The sequence below is a fragment of the Nostoc sp. C117 genome (genome assembly GCF_043099735.1).
GTDB lineage: Bacteria > Cyanobacteriota > Cyanobacteriia > Cyanobacteriales > Nostocaceae > Nostoc.
The window spans coordinates 7,282,501-7,296,070 of the sequence record NZ_CP170991.1 but is presented as its reverse complement, the minus strand read 5'-3'; the positions used below and the strand labels follow the sequence as shown (position 1 = coordinate 7,296,070).

Genomic DNA, 13,570 nt, shown 5'->3' with positions numbered 1-13,570 from the left:
TTCTTTCCGTGGGGATTTTGTAGAAAATGCACACATAAAGGTGAAAATCGAATACAGAAGTATTTCTTTGCTTCATCCTTATTGTGCTTGACTCATGAATGTTTCTTTGGCTAAGGATCTGTCTGTTTACCAACTGGTTATGGGAGTGCAAGCGCCTCCTAAACCATTGTCCCTCAGTCCAGCTACTCTACTATCACTGGTGAGAGCGCAAATTGACTTACTCATTGAGCAGCAAATTGCAGCCACTTTATGGGTGAAGCTACCACCAGAAAAAATTTGGCAATTAGAATTAGCCCGTTATCAATCGTCGGTGGGTGCATCTAGTCTCATCTATACTTGCCAAATTGAAGATATTGGGAAAGAGGGAAATGAGGACGCGGGGATGCGCGGACACGGGGATGCAAAGAGTAAAGAGGACACTGACACAGAGAAACGCGGTGACACGGAGAGTTATTTCTCCGCGTCTCCTGGTCTCTCAGTCATCACGTCTTCTGAAGCCGCGTCTTCCTTATCCCCCCATCACATCGTCGTCCACCTACCACCCCATAGCCAACTGCGACGAGAAAATTTTCTGATGGTGTTATCGCCCCAGTTTTGCAGTTTAATTTTGGCTCATCGACCACTTAAAAAACGTAAAAATAACCCACCTGGAAAAGTAAATACTAATAAAAATCAGCCGTTGCTGATTATCACTACTGTTGAGGGGAGAATAATTCAGCAAGTATTAAATGGTATCCAACAAGGAATTACGCCAGAATCATCCCCAATCTTACCTGCTAATTTTATTTGTCCAACAGTGCCTGAACCTATACTGATGAATCAATTGTTGGCAAAACAACTCCTGCGACAAGATGAAATTAATCGTCAAATCATCACAGTACGCACTAAAAAGTTGCAGCAGCAAAATCAAGAACTGCATAATAAAGAACAACTCAAAGATGAATACTTGAAAAATGTGTGTCAGGAATTGCGTACACCCCTGACACATATGAAAACAGCACTCTCCTTATTGAATTCGCCTAATCTCAAACCACCGCAGCGACAACGTTATTTACAGATGTTAAATACCCAGTGCGATCGCCAGAATTCTCTAATTAATGGTTTGTTGGATTTGGTGAAACTGGAACGTGATTTGGAGGGGACAACATTAGAATCAGTGCGTCTCTCAGAAATTGTGCCTGGAGTTGTCAGTACCTACCAACCTGTAGCCCAAGAAAAAGGAATTATGCTAGCTTACACCGTACCCACCGAACTTCCATCTGTTTGGTGCGTCAGTGGTGGGCTAAGGCAGATTGTGCTTAATCTACTGCACAACAGCATTAAGTTTACTCCTGACGGCGGTCAAGTATGGGTGCGTGCCCGTGTTCAAGGTGATTATGTGCAATTAGAATTCCGCGACACAGGTATCGGTATTGCCGAAAATGAAATTCCCAAAATCTTCGATCGCTTTTATCGTGTACGTACAAGTGCAACTGAAGATTATGGTGGTGCAGGGTTGGGGTTAACAATAGTACAGCAATTGCTGCTACGCTGTGGTGGTTCTATTTCTGTCAAAAGTAAATTAAATGAAGGTTCTACTTTTACAGTGCAATTAGCTAGTGTTCGTGATAGCCCAGGAGCGATCGCTACTGAAAAGGAGTGATAACTTATGATTATAGGCTGGGGTGTTATAGCAATCCTAAATGATTTGTAAAAAAAATTATCCCCCGATGCTTTGGGGGATTATAACTATCTAAAATTCCCACAAATGATTTAGGATTGCTATGCACTTTGCAAGTAGCTAAGGTATAAAATGCAGAAATTGAAATCAGACACAAACAGTTTCTAATTCTTACCGACGCCCTCTACAATACTCTGTACGTAGCTTGCTTCTCTGTTCGCGTAGCGTTCCGTAGGTAAGCTGAATTTATAGCGCTTCTCATTTGGATGCAATACATTTTGACCTCTCTCCTTTCAGGAGAGAGGCTTTGATGCTCACTCCCCTTCCCTCGCAGGGAAGGGGCTGGGGGTTAGGTTTGTATTTCACACAACTGAGAAGCGCTATATATACATTTTTGACATCTATATTTTACAGATGCCAAGTCAGAAATATTTCATCATATTGCTAAACAAACTCTATTTGCTGAAAAACCATAACAAATGAACAGAAAACCGATAAATTATCTATGTTAATAAATAATCAGACTTCTAATTCTTGAGCGCTCAATTCTGCTTTCACTCCTAAGTTCTAGCACCTGGTTTCTGTTTATTGCTAACTTCTAAGGGGAGGAAAATCGTTAATATTTCCCCATAGTGTGGACGCTGACGAACAATCAGTTTGCCACCGATCGCCTGAAACAAATGCTTGGTTGCGGCCATATTCAAACTAATCGTACCTGTTTCCGGTTGGAACATCAGCAGTTGACCAAGGGCTTTGCGAATTGGTGGCGTTGCTGTTGTGGCAGCAAGACTAGTATCTTTGCAAAAGAGTTGGGGCGATAATTGTAACTTCAGTTGATCTCCAGCCGGAATAACTTGTACTTGAATATGGCTACCAGCAGGTAAACTGCGAGTAAAATTCTCCATTAAACCAGTGAGTACCCGATCCAACATACTGGGATTGCTGACCACAGTTGGTAGTTGCTGGGGTAAAATAACATTTAAAGTTAAGTTCCGCCGATGTGCTGCTTGTTCCCAACGGGGAATGCTTTGCTGCAACACTTGATCTAAAGACATCGGCGTCAGTTGAGTTTTTGATGATTTTGCGGAAGTAGAAGTTTCCAGTTCTGCGGCTTTAAATAGTAACTCCATCCGGTCAATTTGCTCAGTACACTCGTGATCGATAACTTTTAAACGATCGATCGCACTGGTATCTAAGTCTCGCCGCTTCAACAGTAGGCGAGTCATGGTACGAATTGTTGTCAGAGGTGTACGGACTTCGTGAGCAAATGCTTGAAGTAATTCAATATCGGGATTGGGCATTGGAGATGGGTCATCCCTTCTCTGCGAGACGCTACGCGAACGACTTCGCTCAGGGCAAGTGGGCATGGGACATGGGTTATTTTCTTTGTCGTCCTTGTTCCCAGTCCCTAGTAAAGAGTCTTTAGTCTCTTCTGGTTCTGTTAATTCCTGAAGCAAGAGCTGGGTAAACTGAACCACAATGCGGTAATCTGATGCTACTGGAGAATACTGTTCTACCAATGCATCAAGTTCGCTAAAAAATTCGGGATTAGTCAGCATAACTCGCGCTCCTAGCGATCGCCAAGCTTGCTCTACTACTTCTGGTTCAAAAGAAAATGAAAATGTTTTTTTACCGTTTTTGTGTGTTGCTAAAACTAGTATTAATCTAAATTTATCTGTAAAAACTAAGCAAAACTGTTCTGCTGCCAGCGGATCGGCAGATAGCAAAGGAAGTACTGATTCATGAGGAGCAGTTTGATCGTCTTCAGGTGCTGCGTCAGCGTAGTCAAACCCAGACATCGCATTTGGCATCTGAAATGGCATCAGCGCCAAAGGATTAAATGGTTTTCCTGTAAAAGCTACTGTCTGTAAGCTTTGAGTCACTTTTGGGTGACTAAATAGGGGTGCTGGTGCAGCTAAAACTAATCCTTGGGTTGCATCACCTGAAACAGTTGCTAAAGTATTTAATAGCAATTGTTCTGTTGCTGCCAGGCTGACACGCCACTGGTGTTCTGCTTTCTCAGGTGAACATTCAGCCACACTTGATTGATTTTCAGCCAAGATTTCGCTCAGGCTTGGCAATATCCATTGGTACACAGGCTTTCACCCCTTAATTCAAGAGCGACTAACAGCGTCTAGTCTAGATTAGACATTTCACTATTACTTAAGAGGTTATAGCTATTTGTGTACAGATAACAGTCGTAGAACCGAACAATTCGGGGGCAATTTCCCCTCTAAATGCGATCGCTATTGTTGAAAACACTGGCGCTGACTTTTACCCCTGACAGGGCGATCGCAGCCAGAAACATTAACTTGCGTGGGTTGGGTTGAGCAACGAAACCCAACTTTTTTCGGGGTTTGTTGGGTTTCACTCGTATCCTACGGGATCTTACTACGACCCAAGTGTATTTAGGTAAAAGTGTGGAGTGTGGAATGACAAGAAGCTTACTGATAAGTAGTCCAACAAAATTAATTACACAATCTCATTGCCAAGGTGATGCTCCGCGAACGCTCGGAATGACTATAAATATTTTTATCCATCTATTTAATTTATTTTTTGATATTCATGAAGCGGTTTTTTCTATATTTTTCATCTAATTTCAGCCTCGTCATTATTTTGTACCTTTTCAACCTCCTTCAACTCACATTAAATTCATGAAAATTTAGGTAATCACGCTATAGGCGCGCTCAAGCGTAACTTGTCATGATGTATTTAATAAATATTTAAGCAAATTTAATTGCATATAGCAATCCTAAATCATCCTTCAAGCCAGCCAGATGCGCTCAGGATGAAATATTAAATTATCCATTTTTGACTTATTCAGGTAAGCTAAAATGAGCAATTTAGTTTGCACAAATACTTATTTTTACTGTAATTAACTTACTTTTTTAGCAATTGATTTAGATGCTTAATTCATAGGCACTCGGCACTAAAAGTATCTTTACGTTAGAGTTTATTTCAATGTAATTTTCAGTTGACCTAGACAAAATCCCTTCTCAGTCAACATCTTTGTCTCCATCAATAGTCACTTTTCAGAGATTCTGTTTATTCTCAATACTTGGAACCAATTTAACTATGTTTGAAAATCCACAATTTCGCATCGATTCCTCTCTCCCCAACTTGAATAATGCATCAAATTCTCTAGATAATAATTCGCTAAATCCTTTACAACCCGATTGGAAAGGATTCGGTTCACAGAAACTTTTGACATTAGCAGGTGAGACTCTCATCCACGCATGGCAAAACCAAACTAACCCAACCCAAGCATTGGTTTACGCTGCTGGGAGTATTTTTAAGAATAACTTTGCTGCTAATGCTCAGATTGCCTTCGGAGAAGCGTTTAATATAAACAAAGCAGAAGCATTAGGTGCTGATATCTTGGGTGGAAACTACGGTGTCTTGCCAGATTTACAATTTCTCTCTAATGCTGAGATGAATGGTGCTTTAGGTGCATACGCTAAAAGTAGGAACACAATCTACGTTAACAGTGTTTTTCTGAAAGAGAATTCAGCTAACCCAACCGCTATAGGTAAAGTTCTTGTTGAAGAGTCAGGACACTTTCTAGATGCTTATGCTAGTCCTGTTGACTCCCCTGGTGATGAAGGTGAGATATTGGCTAGACTAGTTCAGGGCAAAATATTCAATGAGGGTGAACTCATCCCATTGAAAGCTGAGGACGACTCTTCTGTTTTCACAATTAACGGAAAATCAGTATCTGTTGAACTTGCCTCTCCTTCAGATTTTGGCATTAATCTGAACTCTAATTCTTATACACAAGCAGGCGGTAATGTATTCAGATACACTGTGCTTGACCAGTGTACAGAATTTGCCTATGGACGTGCTCTAGAGAAAGGCTTAATCAATCCAAATAGTGGCGTTGGTGCAAAAATTCGTGGCAATGCGGGGCAATGGGATGATCAAGCAGGCTCTTGGAGTAAACAAATTACAGCCAATAGCTTTGTAGTGTGGGATGCTAATCAAGGCGGTGCAGGTAGTGTTGGACATGTCGCTTTCGTAGAGCGTGTCAATAGTAACGGATCTTTCGTAATCTCTGAGTTCAACTGGAACTACGGCGATGGCAAATTCAATTCTCGCACGATCGATCCGGGCACAAGCGCCTTTAACAGTGCCAAGTTCATTAACTTAGGCAGTAGCACTTTATTAGTTAACAACGAAGGATTTATTCGCCAACTGTATAGTGATGTTCTTGGACGTGAAACAGATTCCAGTGGTTTAAAGTACTGGTTAGGCCAAATGGCATCTGGTATGACATTAGCTCAAGTCCGTTCTGGTTTTGGATATAGTGATGAAGCCAAAGCAAAAGTAACTACTTTCTATCGTGATATTCTCGGTCGAGAACCTGATACTAATGGACTCCAAATTTGGCTAGATGCTTTGAGTAAAGATAAAACATTAGCTCAAGTCCGTTCTGGTTTTGGACATAGTGATGAAGCCAAAGCAAAAGTAACTACTTTCTATCGTGATATTCTCGGTCGAGAACCTGATACTAATGGACTCCAAATTTGGCTAGATGCTTTGAGTAAAGATAAAACATTAGCTCAAGTCCGTTCTGGTTTTGGATATAGTGATGAAGCCAAAGCAAAAGTAACTACTTTCTATCGTGATATTCTCGGTCGAGAACCTGATACTAATGGACTCCAAATTTGGCTAGATGCTTTGAGTAAAGATAAAACATTAGCTCAAGTCCGTTCTGGTTTTGGACATAGTGATGAAGCCAAAGCAAAAGTAACTACTTTCTATCGTGATATTCTCGGTCGAGAACCTGATACTAATGGACTCCAAATTTGGCTAGATGCTTTGAGTAAAGATAAAACATTAGCTCAAGTCCGTTCTGGTTTTGGACATAGTGATGAAGCCAAAGCAAAAGTAACTGCTTTCTATCGTGACATTCTTGGTCGAGACCCTGATGCTAATGGACTCCAAAGTTGGCTAGATGGATTGGGTAGAGGTATGACATTAGCTCAAGTTCGCTCTAGTATTGTTAATAGTGATGAAGCAAGAAGTAAATTTTCAACTATTAACATTTCAGTAGATTGGAACTCATCTGCTTACCGTCAAAACAACATATTTTGGAAATATGGATATGCACCAGACTCTGTTAATCCTCCCAGTCATAATTTAGACAGTTCTCTTGGCAACTGTACTTGGTATGCTAATGGTCGTTTACAGCAGTTAGGCTATAATGCAACCGTTCTCAACAAAATGAATGGAATGGCTTATGAATGGGATAATCAGGCTGCTAATGCTGGTGCAACAATTTCAGCTAAACCTCAAGTTGGTGCTATTGCTCAATGGGAATCTGGTCATGTAGCTGTAGTTGAACAAGTTAACCAAGATGGAACAATTGTAATTTCAGAGTCAAGTTACTGGTACAACGGTAAAAGCTACCTGTACAACACTCGTACTATCTTGGCAAGCAATCCAACTTGCTATATCTTAGTTCCCAAAGCGTAATGTACTCCGAAACCCAAAGTTAGCAATATCTAGATAGTAGGTTCTGATATCTTAGACAACAAGAGGTTGGTACGATTTCCTTGGGTGAACTCAAAAGGGAATTAGGTTTGTGAGTTACGAAGTAGAAATTGCTCCGGCTGCATGCAAAAAGACAGTTTGTCAATCAAGCATCTACGCTTTTTTGAGGTTGTGGATGAAAGATAGCGATCGCCTTTATGACTACCCAGAGTGCGATGTCTAACGACAAGCCGCTAAGCATCTACGCTTTCCTATTGTGAATGGTAGTCGCTATTGTTGAAAATACTAGCGCTGAGTTTTACTGCTGCTGGGGCGATCTTCGCTAATCGAACCGGGATTGTAATCACAAACTCTGCACCTTTTCCCGGAGATGAAATGCATTGCAAAGATCCACCATGCTTATCATGAATAATCTGGTAGCTGATCGATAAGCCCATACCAGTACCCTTACCAATTGGTTTCGTAGTGAAAAAAGGGTCAAATAAACGTGACTGGATTTCTTCTGAAATTCCGACTCCATTATCAGCAATCCGAATAATCGCATTCTCATTTACCTGTTCAGAAGAAATACGAATCAAGGGATTTGGACAAAGTTCTTTTTGGAAACAATCTTCTAAAGCATCGATTGCATTTGCCAAGAGATTCATAAATACCTGATTCATTTGCCCCGCAAAACACTGGATTTCAGGCATTTCACCATATTGTTTCACCACTTTAATCTCAGGACGATTATTTTGTGCCTTGATTCGGTGTTGTAAAATTAACAGGGTACTATCGATTCCTTCATGGAGATCGACTGTTTTGAACTCAGCTTCATCCAAACGCGAGAAAATTCGTAGACTGAGAACAATTTCCCGAATGCGTTTAGCCCCCATCTTCATTGAGCTTAACATCTTAGGCAAATCTTCTGTTAGATACTCAATATCTGCTTCTGCGTTAGCATTTTTAATTTCTGGTTCTGGATTAGGATAATAATTTTGATAAAGCTTAATTAATAGCAGCAGTTGTTGAGTGTAATCATCAGCGTGTTGGAGATTGCCGTAGATAAAATTAACCGGATTATTGATTTCATGGGCAACTCCCGCCACTAGCTGACCCAGACTCGACATTTTTTCTGATTGAATTAATTGGATTTGGGTTTTTTTCAGGTCTTTCAGAGCTTGCTGAAGTTCTGCTTCTGCCTGTTGGCGCTCGGAAATTTCATCTCGTAATTGTTCATTAGCATTGACCAACTTATGTCTAGAATATTGGAGATCGTCTGCCATTTTGTTGAACGAGGCGGCTAACTCGCCAATCTCATCCTGCGAGTGAATATTCACTCTGGTATCCAGCTTACCTTCAGCCAGATTCATCACAGCTTGCTGGAGTTGTTTAATTGGATTAGAGATGGTTATGGAGAGTAGATAACCGACTGCTAAGGCAAAGATGCCACATGCCAAACTAATAATCGATGTGACAATAATATTTTTATGGGCTATTGCTAGTGCTGCTTTATAAAGCGGTGTATATTCCAAAATTACTGCACCCATTGTTTGATGGTTGCTCGTCTTAAAAGCAACAGCAATCAATTGAATCCCCTTCGGATATTCAGGACTGATCTCAACATATGTTCTTGGGATACCATCGTCAATGGTTTTACCAACTTCATTATTGCGATCGCTATCTAATCGCGTACCAATGTCTGCCGTAACTACATCTGCCAGAATGATTTTATTGCGGTCTACAATCTCGAGATCGCGCTGACGCTTTTTGTGTAGCGATTCCACATGCTCTTGCAAATGGGCTAAGATCAGATCTTGCGATCGTATTTCGTGCTGTTCAAGCTCATGACTGACGAAATATCCCAGTAATCCGGCGACTTCTTCAGCCTCTTGTTCAGCAAGATACTTAGCTATCTTCAATTGTTGATTAGCACTAATTGCACCAATAATTCCTGAGAGAGTAGCCATTCCTAGAATACCTAAAATTAATTTTTGACTAATTTTCATCCCTGACTCAAAACCTCAAGTGCTGGCTACTGTCTTAATTCAGTTTTCGGGAGTTTGCCCTTTTTCTAAAATTCCCACTTCTTGGTCTGAAAGCTACAGAGTCAAGATGCTCGACCAAAATCTTTAATTTCGTTCTATTTTGGCGATGCCTACGGCTGGCTACGCCTACGCCTTTTTTTGAGTAGATTAGCAATAGACTATCTCAAAGGCACTTTATTTTATGACTTCTTTTGAAACCCCAGTTGAAAATTTGGTGCTAGTTGCTGGTGCAACTGGTGGAGTTGGGCAACTAGTGGTAGGTAAACTCCTAGAAAAAGGTTTTAGGGTTCGCGTATTAACACGTAATGCCAAAAAAGCTGAGGAGATGTTTAATCAAAGAGTAGAAATTGCCGTTGGTGACATCCGTAAGCCAGCTACACTCCCAGCCGCAACCCAAAATGTCACCCACATCATTTGCTGTACTGGAACCACTGCCTTTCCCTCTACAAGATGGGAGTTCGATCAACCCCCGAACTTGATTGAATGGGGAGTAACCTTTCTTAACCCTCAATCTAGTCAAGCTAAGGCAAAAAATAGTCCAGCAAAAATCGATGCCCAAGGTGTCACCAACCTTGTAGCAGCAGCACCTGGAAATTTACAGCGATTCGTTTTCGTCTCCTCCTGCGGAATTCTCCGTAAAAATCAGTTTCCCTTCAGCATTCTCAATGCATTCGGCGTCTTGGATGCCAAAGAGAAGGGCGAAGAGTCCATCATTAATTCAGGATTACCCTACAGCATCATCCGCCCAGGACGCCTGATTGACGGACCTTATACCTCATACGACCTCAACACCCTCCTCAAAGCAAAAACAGGGGGCAAATACGGTGTGGTACTTGGGACAGGGGATAAACTCTCAGGCGATGCCAGCCGAATTGACGTAGCAAACGTTTGTGTAGAATGTCTTTTTCATCTAACTAGTTCCAGAAAAATTTTTGAACTAGTCAACCAGGGACAAAGACCGCCTGTGATTAATTGGGAAAGTCTTTTCTGTCAGCTTGAATAACTGTTGATGAGTGCTGAGTGCTATACATAGATAGCGTGGCGTTTAGTCAGTGCTGAGTTTAGAGTTAGCACTTAGGAGTTTATTATTTCTCTCCCCATACCCAATGCCCAAATAAATCAAATTACTGAAGCGATCGGGCCTTTTAATTTCCTTGTCTCCTAAGTAATTCTATACTTTATTACCTTTGAAGACGGCAAACACCACTCAGACGTTACGGTTCACCCTAATTACTGAAAGTATTAATTCTCATACATTAGACAAAGTGATAGACAAAGTGAAAGCAAATCAATCCATGAATTGACTAAAAACACAATTTAGTTAGTTTAACCGTCCCAAGCAAGGTTCGGGAAACCACCCTTCATGGACTGGCTACCACTAAGCTTCAGTATATATATCAGCATAGTCTGGAGTTTTAACCCCAGCAAAGCCAAATCAAAGGTATTCATGCTGAATTGGCTGATTTATTGACCCTATTGGTTCAAAATTTAGTCCTTTATATTCTCATTCATTCATTTGTAGTTATACGGAGCCAGCACCTAAAATGGCAAAAGTAGTTGGAATTGACTTAGGAACAACGAACTCCTGCGTGGCAGTGATGGAAGGTGGTAAACCCACAGTAATTGCTAATGCTGAAGGTTTTCGGACAACGCCATCAGTAGTTGCATTTGCGAAAAATGGCGACAACTTGGTTGGCCAAATCGCCAAGCGCCAAGCGGTGATGAACCCCGAAAATACGTTTTACTCAGTCAAACGCTTTATCGGACGCCGCTACGACGAAGTGAGTAACGAAGCAACGGAAGTTTCTTACAAAGTCCTCAGCAGCAACGGGAATGTCAAATTAGATTGTCCTATCGCTGGTAAACCATTTGCTCCTGAAGAAATTTCTGCAAAAGTTCTTCGAAAACTAGTTGAAGATGCTAGCAAATATCTCGGTGAAACTGTAACCCAAGCTGTAATCACTGTACCTGCATACTTCAACGACTCCCAGCGACAAGCCACCAAAGACGCTGGTAAAATTGCTGGGATTGAAGTTCTACGGATTATCAACGAACCTACTGCTGCTTCTCTGGCATACGGGTTTGATAAGAAGAGTAACGAAACCATCTTAGTATTTGACTTGGGTGGCGGTACTTTCGACGTATCCGTACTGGAAGTTGGTGATGGAGTTTTTGAAGTACTAGCCACATCTGGGGATACCCATCTCGGTGGTGACGACTTCGATAAGAAAATAGTTGACTTCTTAGCTGAAAAGTTCAAAAAAGACGAAGGTATTGAGCTACGCAAAGACAAACAAGCTTTACAACGTCTGACTGAAGCCGCAGAAAAAGCGAAAATTGAGCTTTCTAGTGTTACCCAAGCAGAAATCAACCTGCCATTTATCACTGCTACCCAGGACGGGCCTAAGCACCTGGATACAACTCTGACTCGTGCGAAATTTGAAGAACTTTGTTCTGACTTAATCGACCGTTGTCGTGTCCCAGTAGAAAACGCTCTGCGGGATGCCAAATTAAGCAAAGGCGATATTGATGAAGTAGTGTTAGTTGGTGGTTCTACTCGCATTCCCGCAGTCCAACAGATTGTGAAGCAGGTATTGGGTAAAGACCCCAACCAAAGTGTCAACCCGGATGAAGTTGTAGCAGTTGGTGCAGCGATTCAAGCCGGGGTACTAGCTGGTGATGTTACTGGCATTTTGCTCTTAGACGTAACACCGCTATCTTTGGGTGTGGAAACATTGGGCGGCGTGATGACCAAAATTATTCCCCGCAACACCACAATTCCCACCAAGAAATCTGAAGTATTTTCCACCGCTGTCGATGGTCAAACCAACGTAGAAATTCACGTCCTTCAAGGTGAACGCGAATTTTCTAATGATAACAAGAGTTTGGGAACCTTCCGCCTCGATGGTATTCCTCCTGCACCACGCGGCGTCCCCCAAATTGAAGTGGTGTTCGACATTGACGCCAACGGTATTCTTAACGTCACCGCCAAAGACAAAGGCACTGGTAAAGAACAGTCCATCAGTATAACTGGGGCTTCTACCCTGGATAAAAATGACGTTGACCGTATGGTAAGAGAAGCTGAACAAAATGCTTCATCTGACAAAGAACGGCGTGAGAAGATAGAACGCAAGAACCAAGCCGACTCCTTGGCATACCAAGCTGAAAAGCAGCTACAAGAATTGGGTGATAAAGTTCCCGCTGCTGACAAAACCAAAGTCGAAGGTTTAGTGAAAGAACTGCGGGAAGCTGTTGCTAAAGATGATGATGAGCAAATCAAAAAGCTCACCCCAGAATTGCAACAAGCGCTATTCGCCGTTGGTAGCAACATCTATCAACAAGCTGGTGGCGGTACTGCACCAGGTGCTGAACCCCAAGATAGCGGTTCCGCTTCTTCTGGTACTGGTGATGATGTGATTGACGCTGATTTTACAGAAAGTAAATAAATAATTATCCTATTTCTTTGGGGAATAAATAGGATTGTGTTCTTTAATATTGCCCACACAAGCATTAGCTTGTGTGGGGATTTTTATATACAGATTTGCATAGCTTCTAGCCTAGAGTGACAAAAGCGGTTGACGGAAGAGGCTATGTCCGTAATGGATGAAAGAAACCAATAGATATCTTCGATAATGTAAAGAAAGATAGTCCTGATATTCATTTACTTATTAGACTGGAAAAGAATCTATCCAACCCATAAGTATGTTTCCCTGATTTGCTGACTACAACTTCGTCTCCTGCAAGCAAATATACCTCATTTGCTCGAAACAAATGCTTGCGGAAAAATAGCCAAAACAACGTCGCCCAAGGGATTACTGTATGAAAAAACCGCAACATCGTCCGATAACTACCACCAATGCCTGCCCAACGGGAGATTCCCAACATCGTGACTCGTCCGCTCATCGCTAACATGGCCAGGATTATTTGGTTCAACTGCCGCATCGTTGTAGCGTTTATCTGCGGTAGCAGGCATTGTAAGAGTGATAGGATGTCGAACATGGGCGAATTGTAGTTTTTGAGTTGTCGTTTGGGAAGACAACAACTCTACTACAGAGCGCCCTCTCTCTTCATACTCTTGTTTTGGCGAAGGTATTGAAAAGTGGAATCATTTTGTCAATAAGGTTCACAAATGAAACTAATCTTAGCAATATGTCTTATTGACAATAGATGAAAACAGAGCTTTGGACCGAACAACGATAATTCATGGCTTTTGAGGATTTCTTATCCCAAACTCAGGTTTTGACAAAAAGTTTTAACCTTCGTAACAAAGAAAACCCCCTAGCAATGTTGAGAGCTAGAGGGTTTTCTTTTAGGTAAGAATAAACCTGGCATCGAGCTATTTTTGCGTAGGGCTACCCCTAAACTATCGTTGCCGCAACAGCGTTTCACC

Annotated in this window: 8 protein-coding genes, 1 rRNA gene and 1 pseudogene (1 of these 10 cut by a window edge); 5 read left to right on the top strand and 5 right to left on the bottom strand. The window is 41.7% G+C overall.

Annotated elements, in window-relative coordinates; genetic code table 11:
- Positions 1 to 94 precede the first annotated feature (94 nt).
- Positions 95 to 1,642: a DICT sensory domain-containing protein gene (locus ACFG4S_RS31175; protein WP_392532734.1), complete on the top strand. Its 1,548-nt coding sequence runs from the start codon at positions 95 to 97 to the stop codon at positions 1,640 to 1,642.
- Between the two features lie 578 nt (positions 1,643 to 2,220).
- Here ACFG4S_RS31175 and ACFG4S_RS31170 read toward each other — a convergent pair.
- Together ACFG4S_RS31170 and ACFG4S_RS31165 are read right to left on the bottom strand one after the other, a co-directional pair.
- The gene (locus ACFG4S_RS31170) at positions 2,221 to 3,756 is read right to left on the bottom strand and encodes a sensor histidine kinase (protein WP_392532733.1); all 1,536 of its coding nucleotides are present in this window, start codon (positions 3,754 to 3,756) and stop codon (positions 2,221 to 2,223) included.
- Positions 3,757 to 3,893: 137 nt separating this feature from the next.
- A complete protein-coding gene (locus ACFG4S_RS31165; RefSeq protein WP_392532732.1) occupies positions 3,894 to 4,031 on the bottom strand; it encodes a hypothetical protein in 138 nt (45 codons plus the stop codon).
- Positions 4,032 to 4,735: 704 nt separating this feature from the next.
- Between ACFG4S_RS31165 and ACFG4S_RS31160 the strand changes: the two genes are divergently transcribed.
- Both ACFG4S_RS31160 and ACFG4S_RS31155 read left to right on the top strand, forming a co-directional pair.
- Complete coding sequence (locus ACFG4S_RS31160) at positions 4,736 to 7,135, top strand: DUF4214 domain-containing protein (protein WP_392532731.1); 2,400 nt, start codon at positions 4,736 to 4,738, stop codon at positions 7,133 to 7,135.
- A gap of 109 nt (positions 7,136 to 7,244) precedes the next feature.
- Entirely contained in the window at positions 7,245 to 7,376 is a 132-nt protein-coding gene (locus ACFG4S_RS31155) for a hypothetical protein (protein WP_392532730.1), read from the top strand.
- A gap of 28 nt (positions 7,377 to 7,404) precedes the next feature.
- On the opposite strand, the gene ACFG4S_RS31150 is transcribed toward ACFG4S_RS31155, so the two are convergent.
- Positions 7,405 to 9,141, bottom strand: a complete 1,737-nt coding sequence (locus ACFG4S_RS31150; RefSeq protein ID WP_392532729.1) for an ATP-binding protein — start codon at positions 9,139 to 9,141, stop codon at positions 7,405 to 7,407.
- A 220-nt stretch (positions 9,142 to 9,361) separates the two neighbouring features.
- Here ACFG4S_RS31150 and ACFG4S_RS31145 point away from each other — a divergent pair, with 220 nt between their 5' ends.
- Both ACFG4S_RS31145 and dnaK read left to right on the top strand, forming a co-directional pair.
- Positions 9,362 to 10,183: an SDR family oxidoreductase gene (locus ACFG4S_RS31145; RefSeq protein ID WP_392532728.1), complete on the top strand. Its 822-nt coding sequence runs from the start codon at positions 9,362 to 9,364 to the stop codon at positions 10,181 to 10,183.
- A 541-nt stretch (positions 10,184 to 10,724) separates the two neighbouring features.
- On the top strand, positions 10,725 to 12,626 hold the full coding sequence (gene dnaK, locus ACFG4S_RS31140; protein ID WP_392532727.1) for a molecular chaperone DnaK: 1,902 nt from the start codon (positions 10,725 to 10,727) through the stop codon (positions 12,624 to 12,626).
- A gap of 214 nt (positions 12,627 to 12,840) precedes the next feature.
- On the opposite strand, the pseudogene ACFG4S_RS31135 reads toward dnaK, so the two are convergent.
- Together ACFG4S_RS31135 and rrf are read right to left on the bottom strand one after the other, a co-directional pair.
- Positions 12,841 to 13,179, bottom strand: a pseudogene (locus ACFG4S_RS31135) (transposase); the annotation flags it as partial.
- Between the two features lie 324 nt (positions 13,180 to 13,503).
- Positions 13,504 to 13,570, bottom strand: a 5S ribosomal RNA gene (gene rrf / locus ACFG4S_RS31130) (it continues 51 nt past the right edge of the window).